The 19,715-nt window shown below is 62.1% G+C and carries 13 protein-coding genes; 4 read left to right on the top strand and 9 right to left on the bottom strand.

The features are described from left to right. Positions 1-20 precede the first annotated feature (20 nt). On the top strand, positions 21-701 hold the full coding sequence (locus tag ACZ6WW_RS02620) for a dioxygenase family protein (RefSeq protein ID WP_465272836.1): 681 nt from the start codon (positions 21-23) through the stop codon (positions 699-701). A gap of 70 nt (positions 702-771) precedes the next feature. Here ACZ6WW_RS02620 and ACZ6WW_RS02615 read toward each other — a convergent pair whose 3' ends face one another. The 3 genes from ACZ6WW_RS02615 to ACZ6WW_RS02605 form a co-directional block, all read right to left on the bottom strand. Beyond that, positions 772-1,095 (bottom strand): H-NS histone family protein, encoded by a 324-nt coding sequence (locus tag ACZ6WW_RS02615; RefSeq protein ID WP_465272835.1) that lies wholly within the window; start codon positions 1,093-1,095, stop codon positions 772-774. Between the two features lie 301 nt (positions 1,096-1,396). Then, the gene (locus tag ACZ6WW_RS02610; RefSeq protein WP_465272834.1) at positions 1,397-3,097 is read right to left on the bottom strand and encodes a proline--tRNA ligase; all 1,701 of its coding nucleotides are present in this window, start codon (positions 3,095-3,097) and stop codon (positions 1,397-1,399) included. A gap of 94 nt (positions 3,098-3,191) precedes the next feature. Continuing rightward, entirely contained in the window at positions 3,192-3,602 is a 411-nt protein-coding gene (locus ACZ6WW_RS02605) for a DUF4124 domain-containing protein (RefSeq protein ID WP_465272833.1), read from the bottom strand. 123 nt (positions 3,603-3,725) lie between these two features. Between ACZ6WW_RS02605 and ACZ6WW_RS02600 the strand changes: the two genes are divergently transcribed. From ACZ6WW_RS02600 to rimI, 3 genes are read left to right on the top strand one after another with little or no spacing between them, the layout of a single operon-like run. Further along, on the top strand, positions 3,726-4,502 hold the full coding sequence (locus tag ACZ6WW_RS02600) for a CDP-alcohol phosphatidyltransferase family protein (RefSeq protein ID WP_281852188.1): 777 nt from the start codon (positions 3,726-3,728) through the stop codon (positions 4,500-4,502). After that, positions 4,499-4,996, top strand: coding sequence for a hypothetical protein (locus ACZ6WW_RS02595; RefSeq protein WP_465272832.1), 498 nt, complete (start codon positions 4,499-4,501; stop codon positions 4,994-4,996). Before ACZ6WW_RS02600 ends, ACZ6WW_RS02595 begins: the two co-directional genes overlap by 4 nt. Beyond that, positions 4,996-5,472, top strand: a complete 477-nt coding sequence (rimI, locus tag ACZ6WW_RS02590; RefSeq protein WP_465273010.1) for a ribosomal protein S18-alanine N-acetyltransferase — start codon at positions 4,996-4,998, stop codon at positions 5,470-5,472. Before ACZ6WW_RS02595 ends, rimI begins: the two co-directional genes overlap by 1 nt. Before the next feature lie 684 nt (positions 5,473-6,156). On the opposite strand, the gene ACZ6WW_RS02585 is transcribed toward rimI, so the two are convergent. The 6 genes from ACZ6WW_RS02585 to ACZ6WW_RS02560 all read right to left on the bottom strand — a co-directional run bounded on the left by ACZ6WW_RS02585 (position 6,157) and on the right by ACZ6WW_RS02560 (position 19,432). Continuing rightward, positions 6,157-8,985 (bottom strand): valine--tRNA ligase, encoded by a 2,829-nt coding sequence (locus tag ACZ6WW_RS02585; RefSeq protein WP_465272831.1) that lies wholly within the window; start codon positions 8,983-8,985, stop codon positions 6,157-6,159. A gap of 123 nt (positions 8,986-9,108) precedes the next feature. Continuing rightward, positions 9,109-9,834 carry a DUF4328 domain-containing protein gene (locus ACZ6WW_RS02580; protein WP_465272830.1) on the bottom strand — a complete coding sequence of 242 codons (726 nt, stop codon included), beginning with the start codon at positions 9,832-9,834 and terminating at the stop codon, positions 9,109-9,111. A gap of 250 nt (positions 9,835-10,084) precedes the next feature. Then, positions 10,085-12,508 (bottom strand): GH92 family glycosyl hydrolase, encoded by a 2,424-nt coding sequence (locus tag ACZ6WW_RS02575; RefSeq protein WP_465272829.1) that lies wholly within the window; start codon positions 12,506-12,508, stop codon positions 10,085-10,087. A gap of 21 nt (positions 12,509-12,529) precedes the next feature. Beyond that, positions 12,530-13,972 carry a glycoside hydrolase family 125 protein gene (locus ACZ6WW_RS02570; protein WP_465273009.1) on the bottom strand — a complete coding sequence of 481 codons (1,443 nt, stop codon included), beginning with the start codon at positions 13,970-13,972 and terminating at the stop codon, positions 12,530-12,532. Further along, complete coding sequence (locus ACZ6WW_RS02565; protein ID WP_465272828.1) at positions 13,972-16,617, bottom strand: beta-mannosidase; 2,646 nt, start codon at positions 16,615-16,617, stop codon at positions 13,972-13,974. Before ACZ6WW_RS02565 ends, ACZ6WW_RS02570 begins: the two co-directional genes overlap by 1 nt. A 91-nt stretch (positions 16,618-16,708) precedes the next feature. Beyond that, a complete protein-coding gene (locus ACZ6WW_RS02560) occupies positions 16,709-19,432 on the bottom strand; it encodes a TonB-dependent receptor (protein WP_465272827.1) in 2,724 nt (907 codons plus the stop codon). Positions 19,433-19,715 lie beyond the last annotated feature (283 nt).

Below are 19,715 nucleotides of genomic sequence, written 5' to 3'. Positions count from 1 at the left end.
GTACGAGTCAAGGAGCGAATATGAGCGATAAACCCGAAAACACAGGAATCCATTCCCTTTCGCGGCGCCGTGCGATGAAAACGAGCCTGCTGGCCGGCGGCGCACTCGTATCGGGCGGCCTTCTGGCACAGGGACGGCGTATGGTGCCGACGCCGGAGGAGATCATGGGTCCCTATTATCCAGTGCTGAAGCCGCTGGATCGGGACGCGGACCTGACCCGTATTGCCGGGCGGCATGGCATGGCATTGGGACAGGTGATCGAACTCAGCGGCCGCGTTCTCGATGGTGACGGCAAGCCGGTGGTCAATGCAAAAATCGAGCTGTGGCAGGCTAATGTGCATGGCCGCTACGATCATCCCAGCGATCCCAATACGACCGCCCCCTTGGATCCCTGTTTTCAGGGCTATTCCACACAAAAGACCGATGCATGGGGGCGTTACCGGTTCCGTACGATCAAACCCGGCGCATATCCGGCCACGCCGGATTGGACGCGTACGCCGCATATTCATTTCGACGTTTCCGGTCGCGCGGATCGCCTCGTCACCCAGCTCTATTTCGCGGGCGAAGTGTTGAACGACAGCGATTTATTGTTTCAGGCGCTGAGCGAAGACGATCGGCGACGGGTGTTGGTGCAATTACAACCGGTGCCCGGTACTGAAAAGCTGGCGGGCGAATGGGACATCATTCTCAATCACGGCTAGCCTCGACAGCCATAAAAAAACGCCGGCACGATGGCCGGCGTTTTTTTGCAGGGCGTCTAAACACTAACCGTCAGATCAGCAGGCTCTTTTCCGACTTACCGGCCTTCAGGGCATCGTTGAACCAGCGCGGGCGCTTGCCGCGGCCGGACCAGGTCTGCTCCGGGTTGGCGGGGTTCTTGTACTTCGGTGCGACGGTGCCGCCCGAACGGCGCTTGCCGGGTACCTTGGTACCGAAAATATCGTCGAACGAATAACCTTCGGCCTTGATCAATGCATGGATTTTCTCACGCAGTTTGCCGACCTTTTCCTTGCGTAGTTCGTTCTGGCGAACCTGAGCCTTGGTGATGAGATCATTCAGCTGTGTGTGATTGAGACTCTTGAGGTCTACGGCCATGGGTATAACTCCCGGGTGAGTGAGTGATTAACGGCTTTTTTGATTTATTTGTTTTGTAGCAATTGGCGTCCCAATTGCGGGATCGATTTTCCCCGAACCCCTACCCGATTGTAAAGTCGGGTTGCAAGAGGGCTGGGTACTACCAAAGGTGTAATTGTCAGATATGCCCCGAATGTGCTGTAAGGGTTTTGCTCGATTATTGTCGAGGGCAGAATGACGCATGCAAAAAAGGCCGCGAGAGGCGGCCTTTTTTGCATGCGTTTAAATGGCGAATATTCTTTAATCCGCCATGGCGGCTGGGTTATTGCCCCAGCAGGGCCAGAAGGTCATCTTGAGTAAGGTTACGCGCTTCGCTTTCATGGCGGGCGCGATATTCCAGGGTGCCGGCGGCCAGGCCACGTTCGCTGACGACGACGCGGTGCGGAATACCGATCAATTCCATATCGGCAAACATGGCGCCAGGGCGCAAGCCACGATCGTCCAGCACCGTATCGATGCCCAAGTCATTGAGTTGCTTATAAAGAGACTCGGCGGCCTCGGCGATATCCGGGGCATTTTTGGGGTTGATTACGCAAACGGCGACGCGCCACGGCGCCATCGCTTCGGGCCAGATCATGCCGGCGTCGTCATGGCGCTGCTCGATCGCGGCGGCCACGATGCGGCTGACGCCGATGCCATAGCAGCCCATGAACATCACCTGCGGCTTGCCCTGATCGTCCAGTACGGTGGCCTTCAAGGCCTCGGCGTACTTCTGGCCCAGCTGGAATACGTGGCCAACCTCGATACCGCGCGCAATGCGCAAGGTGCCCTTGCCATCGGGCGACGGGTCGCCGGCAACGACCTGGCGCAGGTCTTCGATGCGGGTGATGCGCGCATCGCGCTCCCAGTTGGCGCCGCTGTAGTGCTTGTCGTTGGCATTGCCGCCGCAGATGAAGTCAACCAGGACCGCGGCGCTGCGGTCGACGATCACCGGGATCGACTCGGGCAGGCCGACCGGGCCGATAAAGCCCGGGCGGGTCTGGGTAGCGGCGAGGATTTCCTCTTCGCTGGCCAGTACGGATTCGTCTGGCAGTTCGGCCAGCTTGGCGGCCTTGACGTCGTTGATGTCGTGGTCGCCACGCAGGCACAACGCCACCAGGCCGTCCTTGCCGCGGACCAGGATGGTCTTGAGTACGCGATCGGCAGGGACGCCGAAATGCCGGGTCACGTCCTCGACGCTGCGCACGGCCGGCGTGTCCACCAGCTGCAGCTCGGCGCTGGCAGCCGGGCGGCCTTGTGCCGGTGCGAGGGCTTCAGCCTTCTCGATATTGGCGGCGTAGTCGGATTGGTCGGAAAACGCGATCGCGTCCTCGCCCGAATCGGCCAGCACCTGAAACTCATGGCTCGCATTACCGCCGATGGCCCCGGTATCGGCCTGCACGGCGCGGAAGGTCAGGCCCAGGCGGGTGAAAATGCGCGAATAGGCCTGGTACATCACCTCGTAGGTAGCGGCCAGCGAGCCGGCGTCCAGATGGAAGGAATAGGCATCCTTCATAAGGAATTCGCGCGCACGCATGACGCCGAAACGCGGGCGTATCTCGTCACGGAACTTGGTCTGGATCTGATAGAAATTGAGTGGCAGCTGCTTGTAGCTCTTGAGCTCATTGCGCGCGAAATCGGTGATCACCTCTTCGTGCGTCGGGCCGTAGCAGAATTCCTGCTCCTTACGGTCCTTGATCTTCAGTAGCTGTCCGCCGAATTTCTGCCAGCGCCCGGTTTCTTCCCACAATTCCTTGGGTTGCACCGAGGGCATCAGCATCTCGATCGCGCCGGCGCGGTTCATTTCCTCGCGCACGATGCCCTCGACCTTGCGCAGCACGCGCAGGCCCAGCGGGCTCCACGTATACAGCCCCGAGGCCAGTTTGCGGATCATGCCGGCTCGCAGCATCAGCCGATGGCTGGCGATTTCTGCGTCGGCGGGGACTTCCTTGACGGTGGCCAGGTGGAATTGGCTGAGGCGCATGCGAGCGGATCCGGCGTGTAAAAGAGCCAATTATAGCCCGGTATAGCCCACACCCGGCCGGCGACTGTGCGCACTGGCCGGGATCGATACGGGTTTACTTACCGCTGCAATATTGCTGGTACTGAGATTGAGCGATGTTCATCTGGCTCCTGCGCTGGTCCTCATCGACCGTTTTCTGCTGGCCGTCCTGCTGAATCACCAGCGGGCCATCACCCTTGAGCATGTCCAGATTGGTTTTCAGCGTGCCGCAGAATTTCGCGCGATTGGCCGGGGTATCGGCCACCGGCTGGGCCGCCGCGGTCGCGGCGCTGGCCGGCTTCGCGGCGGCAGGCTGCGCCAGGGGTTCGGAGCTGCCGGTAGTCGTCATGCGCTGATATTTGGTGCCGGTCGGCGGCGGCGTCTCGGAGTAATGCACCGTACCGGCGCTGTCGGTCCACTTATAGGCCTGGGCGAAAACCTGGGGCGCGAGCAACAGCAACGCGGCGGCGAGGAGCGGACGGCGCATGAATATCTCCGGACGGGATGAATGCGCCGTAGTTAACACCCCGGATGGCCCCGGACTCAAGCCAACATGGAACCTGAGTGCGATCAGGCTCTAAACTTCGGGTATTCCGTCACGGATCGATTCATGAGCGATAGCACACCCGTTCGCACGCCACGGCACCGGGGCATCTACCTGCTGCCGAACCTGTTCACCACCGGCGCGATGTTCGCCGGGTTCTACGCGATCGTGACCAGCATAGGCGGCAACTACAGCGAAGCGGCCATCGCCGTCTTTATCGCTGCGCTGCTGGACGGCATGGATGGGCGTGTCGCACGCGCCACCGGGACGCAGAGCGAGTTCGGCGTGCAGTACGACTCGCTGTCGGATCTGATCAGTTTTGGCTTGGCGCCCTCGCTGGTGATGTACACCTGGTCGCTGTCGTCGCTGAAGGACTTTGGCCCGACCTGGGGCAAGATCGGCTGGGCGGCCGCCTTTATCTATGCCGCGTGCGCGGCGCTGCGTCTGGCGCGCTTCAACACCCAGGTCAAGGTGATCGACAAGCGTTATTTCCAGGGCCTGGCCAGCCCGGCCGCGGCGGCGGTCTGCATGGCCTTTGTGTGGAGCATGGACAAGTTCGGCGTTGCCGGCAGCGACGTTTCCTCGGTCACCTTGCCCATGGCGGTGATCATCGGCCTGTTGATGGTCAGCCGGTTCCGCTATTTCAGCTTCAAGTCGTTGCCGACCGGCGAGGGCGGCCGGGTGCCGTTCCTGTGGATGATCGCGGGCGTGCTCGTGCTGATTCCGTTTTTTGTCGATCCGCCGCGTGTTCTGTTCGTGGTATTCCTGCTTTATGCGCTCTCGGGTCCCGTGTTCACGCTCTGGGGCGTGGCCACACGCCGTCGCCGCCGGAATGTCGGATGAGTATTTCCACGCTTTCGCATGATCCGCATCGCGCACGTCTGCTGCGCGCGCTCGGCGTGACGCCATGGGTCCGTCGCCAGCCTTTTGCGGACCCGATACCGGCCGTGTTCGATACGAACGAAGCCGTGGCCGAGCTGCAGGGAACACCAGGCGACAGCATCGTGGTTTTGCCGGCCGGCTGTCCGGTCGCGCTGCTCGACCTGCTGGGGCGGGCATTCAGTGCCTACGGTCCGTCGCTGGCGCGTGCGGCACGCATCGAAGTCGGTGTGGACGGGCAACTGGGGCATGTTCCCGAAGCGCGCGCCTATCTGGTCTTCGGTCAGGCCCAGGCGCACGCGTTGGGGCGGGTCTTGCCTGCGGCGGTATTGAATCGCGCGCAGATCGTGCTGGCCGATGAGCCGCACGAGATTCGCGCCAATGGCGCGGGCAAGCGTCGCCTGTGGAACGCGTTGCGCGGCCTGCGTCGCGCGCTCGCGAGTGGAGGCATGGCGTGATGGTTGCGGTGGCACGCCCCCAGTCGCAGGTGCGCGCCATGCGTCGCGAGGATCTCGCGGCGGTTGCTGCGTTGGAGAGTGCTTCCTATGACTTTCCCTGGTCCCCGGGCATCTTTGGCGACTGCCTGAAGGCCGGTCACCCATGCTGGGTGATGTGCATCGAGGATGAGGTCGTTGGCTACGGCATTCTTTCCGTGGGGGCGGGCGAGGCGCACATCTTGAACGTGTGTATTGGTCAGTCGTATCGCGGGTTGGGTCTGGGGCGGCATTTGATGCGTCGCCTGATCGACGTGGCGCGTTGGCATGCGGCTGAGCGTGTCTTTCTTGAGGTGCGGCCGTCGAATCCGGTGGCGCAGGCGTTGTATCGCTCGATGGGGTTCAATGAGATCGGGCAGCGGCCGAAGTATTACCCGGCTCGGCAGGGGCGGGAGGATGCCATTGTGATGGCGTTGGATTTGGTGGCTGGGAAGGAGTGAGTGGTTCGCTTCCTTCTCCTCATGCCGTAAGTTGCCGCAAGTTTTCCTACATCGTCATTCCGGCGTAGGCCGGAACCCAGTGGCGTCAGTGCTCGGTTCTTGCCTATGTGTTCGGGCGATCTGGCCGCTTGCGCAGCCCCTCCTACTTCGTCATTCCGGCGAAGGCCGGAAGAGCTTTACAACAGCGAAGCTGGTCATCCAGTGGCGTCAGTGCTCGGTTCTTGCCTGTGTGTTCGGGCGATCTGGCCGCTTACGCAGCGGGCGTTTCGAACGCCTGCCGGCGTCCGAGTCACTTTCTCTTTGCTGGCCCACGCTTGCGCGTAGCGCATGCGAACGGCGAAGCCGGCCCGGAGGGCGGAGGACCTTTAGGTCCGGAGTAAAGAGAAAGTAACCAAAGAGAGAATGGCCTTTAGAGCCAAGGCTCTGAGCAGCATTGAGAGATACAACCGTTCGTGCCGCCTACTCGAATCGATAGGGGACACTTCTGGCGCTTCTGAGGTGCGCCGGAGCTGTGCGCGAGGCGTCGTGGCGGTGAGGACTTAAAGCGTTCCCCCCTCGGCGAAACCAGTAAGAGGGGACTGACTGAGAGTGCCTCGGTATTGCGCGCTCCCTCTCCCCTGGCTTTGCCGGGGGAGAGGGTTGGGGTGAGGGGGTGTGTGCTTGCGGGGTGCTCTCCGAAAAGAATCAACCCAGCTTCTGCATCTGCTCCCGCAACGCACTCACCTGCACACTCCAATCAGCAATGCGCTGGCGCTCCTGCTCGACCACGGCGGCAGGTGCATTGGCGACAAAGTTGGCATTACCCAACTTGCCTTCACACTTCTTGATCTCGCTCTCGATGCGGGCGATCTCCTTGGCCAGACGCGTTTTTTCCGCGCTCAGATCGATCAATTCCGCGAGCGGGATCATCACGCGCAGCGAACCGACGACGGCTGCCGCGGCGGCCGGTTCATCCGTGCCAGCTTCGATCCATTGCGGTGTTTCAACGCGTGCAAGGAAGCTGATCTGCGCGGCAAACTTTGCCGCGCGCGCACGATCGCTGGCATCGCCATCGGCCAGCAACAGCGGAATCGTCTTGCCCGGTGCGATGTTCATTTCCGCACGGATGCGGCGAATGCCGCTCAGCACGTTCTTGAACCACTCGATCTCGGCCGTGGCTGCGTCGTCCGCGACGATGTCTTCGGCACGCGGCCATGGACGTTGCATCAAACCGCTTTCGTGCAGGCTCAAGCGCGGCGCGACGTTCTGCCAGATTTCTTCGGTGAGGAACGGCACGATCGGATGCAGTGCACGCAGAATGGTTTCGAGCACGACAAGGAGCGTGTGACGCGTGGATGCCGCCGCGATCGCATCATCCCCGTTCAACGCCGGCTTGGACAGTTCCAGAAACCAGTCGCAGAACTCGTTCCAGGTGAACTCGTACAGTTCCTGCGCAAGCAGATCGAAACGGTAGCTGGTGAAATGCTGCTCGACGTCGCCCAACGTCTGCTTCAGGCGCGTGAGGATCCAGCGCTCAGCTTCCGTAGCCGGCAAGCCGGTGGGCGCGGGTAGCTCGCCTTCGGGCAGATTCATCAGCACGAAGCGCGCCGCGTTCCACAGCTTGTTGCAGAACGCCTTGTAGCCTTCGGCACGCTTGATGTCGAAGTTGATCGTGCGGCTGTAGCTGGCCAGCGCGGCGAAGGTGAAGCGCAGCGCATCTGTGCCGATCGCCGGGATGCCGCTGGGGTAATCCTTGCGGATGCGCTTTTCGACTTTCTCGCGCACCTGCGGGATCAACAGCGACCGGGTGGATTTCTCGACCAGCGGTTCGAGCTCGATACCGTCGATCAAATCCAGAGGATCGAGCGTATTGCCCTTGGACTTGGACATCTTCTGGCCCTCGGCGTCGCGCACGATGGCATTGATGTACACCTCGCGGAACGGTACCTGGCCGGTGAAGTACTTGGTCGCCATCACCATGCGCGCGACCCAGAAGAAGATGATGTCGAAGCCGGTGACCAGCACGGCGCTGGGCAGGAACAGCTTGTCGTTTTCCCAGTTGGCAACGATCTCGCCGCGCTCGTTCTTGATCGGCCCATTGGCCGGCCAGCCGAGCGTGGAGAACGGCCACAGCGCCGAACTGAACCAGGTGTCGAGCACGTCGTCGTCCTGACGCAGTGCGCCGACCGGTTCGACCGTGGCATGTGCACGCGCGTCGGCTTCGTTCTCGCCGACGAAGATGTTGCCCGCCTCGTCGTACCACGCCGGGATGCGGTGGCCCCACCACAGCTGGCGGCTGATGCACCAGTCCTGGATGTTGTCGAGCCACTGCGTATACGTGGTGGACCAGTTCTCCGGCACGAATTTGATCTCGCCGCTGCGCACGGCGTCGAGCGCGGGCTCGGTAATCGCCTTGCGGCCGCCGGGGCGGCCGTCGGCCTGCACGTCGGTGGTCAGGTCGACAAACCACTGGTCGGTCAGCATCGGCTCGATCACCGCGTCCGAGCGCTGGCTCACCGGCACCTGCAACTTGTGTGGCTTGGTTTCGACCAGCAGGCCGGAGGCTTCGAGGTCGGCAAGAATCTGCTTGCGCGCGTCGTAGCGGTCCAGGCCGCGGTACTTCTCCGGCGCGTTGTCGTTGACCTTCGCGTCCAGCGTGAAGATATCGATCGGTGCAAGGTTGTGACGCTGGCCGATCGCGTAGTCGTTGAAGTCGTGCGCGGGGGTGATCTTGACGCAACCGGTGCCGAACTCGCGTTCGACATAGTCGTCGGCGATCACCGGGATCTCACGACCGGACAGCGGCAGATGCAGCATCTTGCCGACCAGGTGCGCATAGCGCTCGTCTTCCGGATGCACCGCCACGGCGACGTCGCCGAGCATGGTCTCCGGGCGCGTGGTCGCCACCACGACGCTGTCGCTGCCATCGGCGGTGAGATAGCGGATCGACCACAGGTGGCCGTCGCGCTCGACGTTGTTCACCTCAAGGTCGGACACCGCCGTCTGCAACGCCGGGTCCCAGTTCACCAGGCGGTTGCCGCGGTAGATCAGGCCCGCGCGATACCACTCGACGAACACCTTGCGCACGGCGTCGGACAGGCCCTCGTCCATGGTGAAGCGCTCACGTGACCAGTCGGCGGCCACGCCCAGGCGGCGCATCTGATTGGTGATGGTGGAGCCCGACTCTTCCTTCCACTGCCACACGCGCTCGACGAACGGCTCGCGACCCAGGTCGTGGCGGGTCTGGCCCGCGGCGGCGAGCTGGTTCTCGACGATCTTCTGGGTGGCGATGCCGGCATGGTCCGTACCCACCTGCCACAGCGTGTTGAAGCCGCGCATGTGGTGGTAGCGGATCAGTATGTCCATCACGGTCTGCTGGAAGGCATGGCCCATATGCAGCGTGCCGGTCACGTTCGGCGGCGGCAGCAGGATGCTGTACGGCGTGCCCTTGCCCGACGGCTTGAAGTCGCCGCTGGCTTCCCAGCGGGCATACCACCTGGACTCGATCTGGCTGGGCTCGAAACTCTTTTCCATCGGGGACTCGCGTTGGCGCGCCGGGGCGCGCTGGATAGGGGCTAAGCCCTCTATTGTAAGGGGTGGGGTGGGGTGTGCCAAAACCGGGGGTGCCGACCGGCCTGGAAAGGCCATGCGTCGGCCCTAGTGCCCGAATTGGCGCTGCTGGGCCTGGCTGACGCGGTAGATGACGATGACAAGCAGGAGCAGGGATAAAAGCCAGATCAGATCTTCGGTGATGATCATCTTGTAACGGAGAATCTCTCTTTCAAGCGTCTCGTTGAGGTCCAGCCTGAAGCGCATAGTTCCCAGACGTGCCACCCATGCGAGCCACCAGACCCACAAAAGAACCGGCGCGCTGCGTTGCTTCCAATCGCGTATATCGATACTTGCCCGCCAGATCTTGCTCATATAAAACGCGGGCGAGACGAGGTTGACCACTGGCATCATGAACCATGCCGTGACCCATCCCGGCTTGCCTACACCAGTCGCCCCTCGAACATTGACGTTGTAAACGGCCTGATAAACCCAGCAAGCCACCAGGACATACAGCAAGAGCTGAAGCGGTACATCCATGTTCATGAGCCAGTGCCGCACGAAGTGGTCAAAGCCCATGCTCTTCATCGCCTCGGCATTGCTTGTCCCACCTCCTGCTGCTGGCGGTATTACAGGCCCTACTGACGAAACGACGACCGGTTGGAGCGCCTGTCGCAGCAACGTCGAAGTCCTGACGATATCGGCGATCAGCGCGACCGCATCTATCAGGGCGCTGATGGCAATCAGACTGGCAAGCAACGAAAGTGGTGTCCACTGAGCTGGTGTGACTTTGGCCGCATGCTGGTTTGCAAGGACAACTTCGTTATCCGACACGGTCATCTTTCCTTGGCTGTGGCTCACGGTTGCGTCACGGCTTGTCGCGACTGAAGTCGCTCCTACAAAAACTTAGGCAGCGCTCGCAGTCTTTGTAGGAGCGACTTCAGTCGCGACCGTCCCACCACATCATCACCATGCAAACCGATCATGCATGGCCCATCGAGCCCATACAAGCCAGCATCGTCGAGCGCAGGAAAGGCACACCCCTGGCGAGCCGTGAGGGCGGCTCGCCAGGGGTGCTCGGGCTTCAGGATGCCTGCTGGGTTGCCGGCATGCCGAAGGCGGGTGGTCGGTCGGCGAGGGCCGAGCCGAACGAGGGGTTGGGCTTGTCGCCCATCTGGAACGAGAGCGTGCCGCCGGCGGTCAGCTCGGCGTGGCTGATCCAGCTCTTTGTCCACGGCTTGCCGTTCCAGGTGACCGACTGGATATACGGCTTGCCGGGGCCATTGCCCTGCGTCTGCACGATCAGGCTCTTGTTGCCGCCAAGCTGCACTTCGGCGCGATCGAGCAAGGGACTGCCGAAAACGTAGTTGGTGCTGACCGGGTCGACCGCATAAAGCCCGAGCGCGCTCATCACGTACCACGCGCTCATCTGGCCGCAATCCTCGTTGCCGGGCAGACCATCGGGTGCGGGCAGATACATGGTTTCCAGCAGCATGCGCACACGCGCCTGCGTCTTGTGATGCGCGCCGCTGTACGCGTAGAGATAGGGCACGTGATGTGCCGGCTCGTTGCCGAAGGCGTACTGGCCGACCATGCCGGCGATATCCGGCGGTGCATCGTCGGGCAGCTCGGACGATGCCGCGAACAAGGCGTCCAGTTTCTGCTCGAACGCCTTGGCGCCGCCGAACAGTTCCATATACGCGTAAACGTCGTGCTGATTGAGGAAGGTGGCCTGCCAGGCATTCGACTCGGTGAAGTCGCGCCACTTCTTCGAATGCCCCATTGCGCGCGGATCGAACGGCTCCAGCCACTTGCCGTCGCTGCCGCGCGGGCGCACGAAGTTCTTTGTCTTGTCGAATACGTTGCGATAGTTGCGCGACCGCTCGCGCAAGGCCTTGGCGTCGCCATGCTCGCCCGCCGCATCGGCCATATGCGCCATCACCCAGTCGTCATAGGCGTATTCGAGCGTCTTGCTGACCGCTTCGTTTTGCAGATCGCTGGGGATGTAGCCGCGCTTGCGGTATTCGGCCAGGCCGAAATAGTCGTCGTCCATCGCGCGCTTGCGATAGATCGGCCAGGCCTTGGCGTAGTCGATGCCAGTAAAGCCCTTGGCCTGCGCTTCGGCGATCACGACCGCCGAGTGATAGCCGATCATGCACACCGTCTCGATACCCTGCAGCGGCCATACCGGCGGCCCGGCGGGGCTCTCGGCAGCCATGCGTACGAGTCCGTTGACCAGATCGGGCACACGATCGGGCTGGAACAAGGTCAGCAACGGATGCTCGGCGCGATATGTATCCCACAGCGAATACGTGCTGTAGTTGTGCTGGCCGGCCGGCAGCTGGTGCACTTGCATGTCCATGCCGCGATAGCGGCCGTCGGTATCACTGAACAGCGTCGGCGCGACCATGGTGTGATAGAGCGCGCTGTAGAACGTACGCTTGATATCGTCCGATGGCGTATCGATACGGATGCGGCTCAGCTCTCGCTCCCAGGCTTCCTGGGCGTCGTTGCGCACGCCATCGAAATCCCAGGCGGGAATTTCCGCAGCGAGGTTGCGCAGTGCGCCTTCGACGTCGACGCCGGAGATGCCGACCTTGACCAGCAAAGGCGCGCTATCGGCCTTGTCGAAAAACAGCGCGGCCTTGAGGTCGATGCCCTTGGCCTGCGCGCTGCCGCTGGGTAGTGGCGCATCGTTCGAATACAGCGTCGAGCGATTGAACGGACGCGACACTTTCAACGCGAAATAGATATGCCGGCCATTGGCCCACTGATGCACCACGCGCGAGCCGACCAGGGTGTCGTTGCCGATCAGTTTGAGCTCGGCATCGGTCACCTTGGTCGGTGTTTTCGGATCGTCGTGGAAACCATGCGCGAGATCGATCAGCAGATGTGCTTCGCCGCTGTCCTGGAACGTGTAGCGATGGATGCCGGCGCGCTCGGTGGCGGTGAGTTCCGCCAATACCTTGGTATCGGTCAACTGCACGCTGTAGTAGCCAGGGTGCGCCTGCTCCTGCGTGTAGCGCGAGCGATAGCCTTTCAGGTGCGTCTTGTAACCCTTCGGCTCGGTCTTGCCGGGCCGTACGCCGTCGAAACGCGAGTGATAGTTCACGCCGTCGTACTGGCGATCACCGGGCTGCAGGCGGACCTCGCCGATGGCCGGCACGACCAGCACGTCGAGCATGTCGGCGGCACCGGTGCCGCTCAGATGGGTATGCGAGAAGCCCATGATCGATCCGTCGCCCTGGTGATAGCCGGAGCTGCCGTCCCATTGCGAGTCGTTGGTGTCGGGGCTCAACTGCATCATGCCGAAGGGCATCGTCGGGCCAGGATAGGTGTGGCCATGGCCGCCGGTGCCGACAAAGACGTCCACGTGGCGCGACACGCGATCGGTGGGGACATTCTTGCCTCGCGTGACAGGCATCGCAAAGGCAGGGAGCGCGCCAAGCTGGCTGCCCAGGACAGTGAGGGAGGCCATGCCTTGCAAGAACCGGCGACGCGTCAACATGTGTTTGTACTCCTCAACGATTTAAGCCTGCCGCAGGACGGCGGGATGATGTTCGGCCAGTTGCACGATCAGTTCGCCGAACAAGGTGTTAGCCCAGGCGAACCATGCACGGGTGAAGTTGCTGGGGTCGTCCTGGTCGAAACTTTCGTGCATGAAACCGGTGCCGGCGTGGGTGCTTTTCAGCCAGCCCACGCATTGCCCGATTTCGCTTTCGTCGGTGCTGGTCAGCGCGCGCATCATGATCGACATCGGCCAGATCATGCGCAGCCCTTCATGCGGTCCGCCGATGCCGGAGGCAGCCTTGCCTTCGAAGAAATACGGATTGCGCGCACTCCACACGGCCGCGCGTGTGCGCTGGTAACGGGCGTCGTCGCGCTTGCAGCTTTCCAGATACGGCAGGGCGAGCAGGCTCGGTACGTTGGCGTCGTCCATGAACAGCTGATTGCCGTAACCGTCGACCTCGTAAGCCCAGCAATCGCCCTGTTCGCCACGGATCACGCCATAGGTTTCCACCGCGTGTTGTATTTCATCGGCCAAGGCTTCGCATTCGCCGGCAGTGTCATGGTCGTTGCGTAGCGCGCGCAACATCTCGGCCATCCGATGCAGCGTCGTGACCGCGAACAGATTGCCGGGGATATTGAACGGATACAGGCAGGCGTCGTCCGACGGCCGGAACATGGCGTGGATCATGCCCACCGGTTTGGTGGGGTTGCCATAGCCGTGCAGGAACTGCGTCTCAGTCGGATTGGGTGATGTGCGCTGGAACTGATAAGGACCGTTGCCCTGCTTGCGCTGCTGTTCCTTGAACGTCGCCAGCACCTTGCGCATCGACGCGTGCCAGTCGTCGTCGAACGGCACACGGTCACCGGTCGCCTGCCAGTAGCCGTGCGCAAGGCGCACCGGATAGCACAGCGAGTCGATCTCCCATTTGCGCTCGGCGACGCCGGGGCGCATGTCGGTGACGTCGTGCTGCGCCCAATCCAGGTTGCTCTTCGCCTGCGGGTCGGGCATGAAGGCATTGGCGTAGGGATCGATCGAGATGCATAGCGTATGGCGGTGAATCAATCCGCGGAACAGACGCTGCAGGGCAGGGTCGTGTTTGGCCAGCTGCACATACGGCCAGACCTGCGCGGACGAGTCGCGCATCCACATCGCATCGATATCGCCGGTGACCACGAAGGTATCGGGCTTGCCGTGCAGCGTGCCGACTTCCACCGTGGTATCGAGCGTGTTCGGAAAACAGTTCTCGAACATCCAGGCCAGTTCGGGATCACCGATGCGCGACTTGGTCCTGGCGATCAACTGCTCGACCGCCGGACTGGTGAACTTGCGCTTTGCCAGCGGCGGGCGATGGCTGGTGAACGTCTTGCCGCTCTTGGCGGTAAACGCGAATGCGTTACCGCCGAGCGTAGCCATCGCCGGGGCCAGCGCCATCCACTTCAGCAGATTGCGGCGCGATGTCATCATGGTTTGGTCTCCGCCGCCGTCGGCTGCACCGCATCCACGAGCGAGGTCAGCTTGAGTGCGGCCTGCAGGCTGGCAAGGTCGGCCTTGCTCTCGATCGCGATATCCACGTGCTCGCCGGGCAACAGATCGAAAGCGTTTTCCGATAGCTGCGCGTCGATGGCGCCCAGATCGACCCACACGGCACGGGCCAGTCGCTTGGTGCTGATACGCAATACATGGCCATCATCGAGCCACTCGGCTTGCAGCTCCGGCCGCGACGGCAAGGTCAAGCTTTTCGCCACACCGAAATAAAGCAGATGACGGGCAACCGGCTTGCCTTGTTCGAGCAGCTCGAACGAAGCGACCGTGCGCTTCGGATCGGCACCGTGCAGCCACTCCTTATCCGTCAGCGTGCCAGCCGGCGTGCTGCTCAATGCATCGGCTTTGATGGGCTTGGTGCTCTCATGCAGGAGCTTGCCGTCCATGTCATACAGGCGTGTGCGCAGTTGCGCGGCAAATGGCTCCGTGCGATCGGAGACGACAAAGATATTTGTCGTACCGTCGCGGCGGATTGGCACCACATCGACCGGTGCATAGAAACGCTTGGCGTGAAACTGAAGGGCCTTCCAGCGGCCGTAGTAGTCGACGCTCGACCAGGACGGGCCCGGCCACACATCGTTGAGCTGCCAGTAGAGCGACCCCATGCTCTGCGGACGCGCGCTGCGCAAATGCTCGGCCGCCAGCTCGATGCCTTCGGCCTGCATCACCTGGCTCAAGTACACGAACGAAGCGAAATCCTTCGGCTCGCCGTAGTTGTCGCGGATATACAGCAAGGCGCGATCGTTGCCGTTGCCGTTGGCAAACTTCTGGTGCGCGCGCATCACCGTTGAATTCGGCGAGCGATCCTCTGGCTGGGTGAAGCTGTCGATCGTCGCCATCACCGGGAATGACTGCAGGCCGTATTCGGACTGGAAACGCGGCGTGGTCTCCAGGTATTTCTCGATCGGCTTGGAACCCGACCACACGTCCCAGTAGTGGTAATCGCCATCGGTCAGGACGTTGGCAGGGCCCTCGTAATCGGTGCTGGGCGAGCTGGCCCAGTAGGGCACTTCCGGCGCGAGCTTGTTGGCTACGCCGCGCAAGGTGTGGCCGAAGAGTTCCTTCATGCCTTGCTCGACCTTGGCGCGTTCGTCGGCGGAGATCGACTGGCGGAACGTCTCGCGATCGGGCCAGGATTCCCAGCCAGTCTGCACCTCGTTGTTGCCGCACCAGAGCACGATGCTGGGATGGTCGCGCAGACGCAGCACCTGTTCGGTCGCCTCCACTTCGGTGTTCTTGCGGAAGGCTTCGTCATACGGCGGCACGGCACCACCAAACATGAAGTCCTGCCAGATCATGATGCCGAGCCGGTCGGCCATGTCGTAGAACGCATCGCTCTGGTAGTAGCCGCCGCCCCACATGCGCAGCATGTTCATGTTGGCGTCGCGGGCGGAGGTGAGGATCTGTCGCAGGCGTTCGGGCGTGGTGCGCTCGGGAAAGCTGTCGTAGGGAATCAGGTCGGCGCCCTTGGCGAAGATCGGCACGCCGTTGACCACGAAAGCGAAACTGCGCCCCCACTGGTCGTGTTCGCGTCGTAGTTCGACGGTGCGCAGACCGGTATCGCGATCGGCGCTCGCCACGACCGCATCGCCGGCGGTGACGTCGACATGGAAGTGATAGAGGTTCTGTGCACCATAGCCGGCCGGCCACCAGCGTTGCGGGTGAGCAATGCTGAGCGGAAGCTCGATCTGATTGTCGCCGGCGGTCAGCGTGACTGCCTGGTCGATGTCGCCATGGCTGCCATCAGGTGCGGTCCAGCTCAGCTTGACTTGCGCATCGCCGGCCTTGTCCGATTGCAGCTTAAGCTCGCCCTGCAGTTGCGCCGTGGCCTCGTCGACGTGCGGTTGCGCGATATGGAAATCGGCCAGGCGTACATCGTCCCAGCTCTCCAGCTTTACCGGCTGCCAGATGCCCAAGGTGACAAAGCGCGGGCCCCAATCCCAGCCGTACTGGTAGTTGGCTTTGCGTACGTAGTTGGAGGTCTGCTTGCCCTTGGGTTCGTCGCCGAAGCTGGAGTCGAACTCGCCGGGCAGGGCATAGGGCTGCTTGAGCAGCCATGGCAGCAGGCGCGCGATCGGCGAATGCAACTGCACCAGCAAGGTGTTCTTGCCGGGATGCAGTCCTTTCTTGGCCGGGATGCGCCAGCGACGAAACATGTTGTCGGCAGCCAGCACATGCTTGCCGTTGAGCGATACGTCGGCAAAGGTATCGAGGCCTTCGAAAACAAGATCGACATGGCCGCGTTTCAAGGTGCCGGCATCGACGTCGAAGGACAACCGATAGTCCCAGTCGGTCAGGCCGATCCATTGCAAGCTGGCTTCGTTGTCGCGGTAGAACGGATCGCCGATCTTGCCGGCGGCCAGCAGGTCGGTCTGTACGCTGCCGGGTACCTTGGCCGCTTGCCATTGCGTCTGCGCGGCATGCTGTGCGGCTTGTGGCGAATGCTCGGCGAGCCGTAGCTGCCAGCCTGTATCGAGGGGGAGCGATGTCGCCGACGCGGCGAGCGCGCTGCCGCACGCTGTGATCCACAGGGCGGCCGAGAGGCCGAGGGAGAGACGTGTCATGGATGACAAGGCGTAGCGCTCCGCAGCAAGCTTTGGGATGTTCGTTATCGCATGACCCTGCCCGGGCGCCAAGCGCCCGGGCAGTGGCCGGTTACAGCTTCAGACCCAGGTTCAGCGTATACGTACGGCCGTTCTTGTACGCATTCAGCGGCTCGCTCGGGGTGTTGTTGTAGACGAAATAGGTCTCGTCCAGCAGGTTGGTGCCATCAAGCGAGATGCGCATGTGGTCGTTGATCTGGTAACCGATCGACGCATCCAGCTCGCGGAAGATGCCGGTGATCTGCGCCGACTGCAGCTGCGCGATCTGGGTGAAGTACGACGAGCGCCAGCTATAGGTCACGCGCGCGCTCCACGGGCCCTGCTCGAAGTACGGCGTCAGGTTGAACGAGTTCTTCGAGTTGTACGGCAGCGGGAAGCTGTTGCTGGTATCGGCATCGGAATAGGTGTAGTTGGCCAGCATGCCGAAGCCGTAACCGAAGTTGCCCTGGTAGGTCAGCGACAGGCCCTTGACCTTGGCGACGCCGGCGTTGACCGGAATCTCCATCGAGTACACCGAATCCTGCAACTCGGTCAGATTGAAATGCGTCTGCTCGACGTTGGTGTTGAGGATGTAGCCGGAAATGCGGCGGAAGAAGAACTCTGCCGACAGCAGGCTGTTATCGGTGAAGTACCACTCGGCGGTCGCGTCGTAGTTGGTCGACTTGTACGGCTTGAGGTCGGTGTTGCCACCCGAGCCGGTCAGCGTGCGATCGTCCAGCGCAATGTACGGCGTCATTTCCTGGAAGCGCGGGCGGGCGATCGTCTTGGCTGCCGCAAAGCGCAGGGTCAGGTCGTCGCGCAGGTCGTAGGCGATGTTGAACGACGGCAGCCAGTCGTTATAGCTGCTGTGCTTGTCCAGCGGCGCGTACTGGTTGTCGCCGATGCTCTGGTAACCGGTGACCGCATCGCGGGTATGGAAGTAACGCACGCCCAGGTTGCCGCGGTAGTTGTCCCCACCGAAATCGCCCTGCACATAGAACGCGCGGTTCTGCTCGGCGATGCTGTAGGTGGCTTTCGGATCCATCGGTGCACTGGTGTACAGGCTCTGCACGTAGTTCTTCAGGGCACCCTGATTGATCTGCGTCCAGTTGCTCATGCTCTGGGTGGCATTGAGCCCATCCAGATAGCCGCTGGGCGTCATGCCGCCGGCCAGGTCGGCCAGCGATACGCCGCTGCCATCGGGTGAGGGGATCAATGCCGCATAGCCGGTCTGGCCGTTGTAGTGGTTGCTCGACTTGATGCCGAACTCGATTTCGTTGAGCGGCCCCAGCGCCAGGTCGTGATTGAAATCGGCCTGGAAGTAGCGCTCGCGATCGAAGCTGGGCGCATAGCTGAAGCCGGCGCCGTGCGCGAGCATCTGGCTCGGATCGTTCGGGCTGTTGAAGTTGATCTGCGGATGCTGGCCGGCGAGGTTCCAGTCGTAACCGCCGAAGCCCTGGAACTGCACGTTGTAGATGCCTTGCGAACCGCCAGTCGAACCGGTGTAGCCGATCTGGCTCGATGCGTTCCAGCCGTCACCGTGCCAGTCCGCGCGCAACTGTGCGGTGCCGGTGTTCACCTTGGAGAAACGCTCGTAGCCATCGAGGTAGGTCGGCGCGCCGGCACCGTACGAACCGCTGGTGGCCAGGCCGTTGTTGACGTTGAGCGAGGTGGCATCGGGTGCGCTGCCGGACCAGTCGCCGTAGTGGCTCTGGTTGAAGTTGTTGAACTTCTCGGTGACGTACAGGCCGGTGAAGTTCAGCTCGAAGTTCTGGTTCGGCTTCCACTGGATACCGGTCGACACGCCGTCGCGCTTGCGCTCCTGCTCGAACAGCGCGGTATTGATCGCGGTCGGATACACGGCAGTGGTGCCCGGGGGAACCACAGTCGGCGAGAACTGATGATTCGGATCGGTATCGGTCGGATCGCCCGCGCGCTGATAGCCGAAGATTTCTGTGCCTTCGCGATGGATGATGCGGTCCGAATGCATCACCGAGCCGAGCACGCCGAACGTGTTGTCGTCGTTCTTCCAGCTGTAGAGCACCGAAGCGTTCGGCTTGCCGGTGCTGGCGCGGTCGTTGTAGTTGTAGCTCACCGTGCCGGTCAAGGTATTGGCCTTGAGATCCAGCGGACGGCGGGTGTTGATGATGACCGTGCCGCCGATGCTGCCTTCGTCGATGCGCGCCTGCGGGGTCTTGTAGACCTCGGCGGTGCCGATGATTTCCGAGGTGAGCAGGCTGTAGTCGAACGAGCGGCTGTCCGGGTTGTTCGGATCGGAGGTCCAGTTGGTCGAGGCCAGCGTCTGGCCGTTGAGCAGCAGGCGGTTCAGCGCCGGGTCGGTGCCCAGGATGCTGACCTTGTCGCCTTCGCCGAAGTTGCGGTCCACGCTGATGCCGGGCAGATGCGACAACGATTCGGCGACGTTGGTGTCGGGGAACTTGCCCACGTCTTCGGCCGAGATCGCATCGATGATCGAATCGGAATTGCGCTTCAGGTCCAGCGACTTCTGCAGGCTGGCGCGGATACCGGTGACGGTCACGCCTTCGAGCTGGGTGGCCTTGTTCTGGTCGGCAGCCTGCGGCTGATTGTTGGCGGCCGGCTGGCTGCCGTTGGTGTTGCTCTTGCTCTGGGGCTGGCTGTTAGTGCCGGCATCCTGGGCCATCGCGGCGGTGCTGAAAAGCAACGCGGCGGCAATACCCATCGAAAGAGCGCTCTTACGGTAATTCACGCCGACCTCCCTACAAAGACGTGCGTAAAACTGACTGATCGGAGGACGGCGAGCCGGGGGCGCACGCATCCTTGTTTTTTTGCGACAAAGCGAACCCGCACTACCTTGCGGCGGTGACGTCGTTCATCACGGTTTTTTTTGAGTCGCATCCCGCGAAGCGGATTGGGGCTCCCCAATTCAACGTGTCTTGCCTATGTCCGCAGCGCGATTGGGGTGGGGGAGCGCCGGCGCGGGCATCAGCAATACACCGCGGTGATCCAGAGCCGCGACCGGCAGAAAAAAGGTATCTACCGACGGCGCAATTCTTGAGGGCCGCCGACAACGTTGTCAATAAAAATTTCACTCGATCTAA

It is taken from the genome of Dyella sp. NPDC103356 (assembly GCF_055584465.1).
Note: the sequence above shows the minus strand (reverse complement) of the source record. Positions and strands in the feature narration are given on the sequence as shown.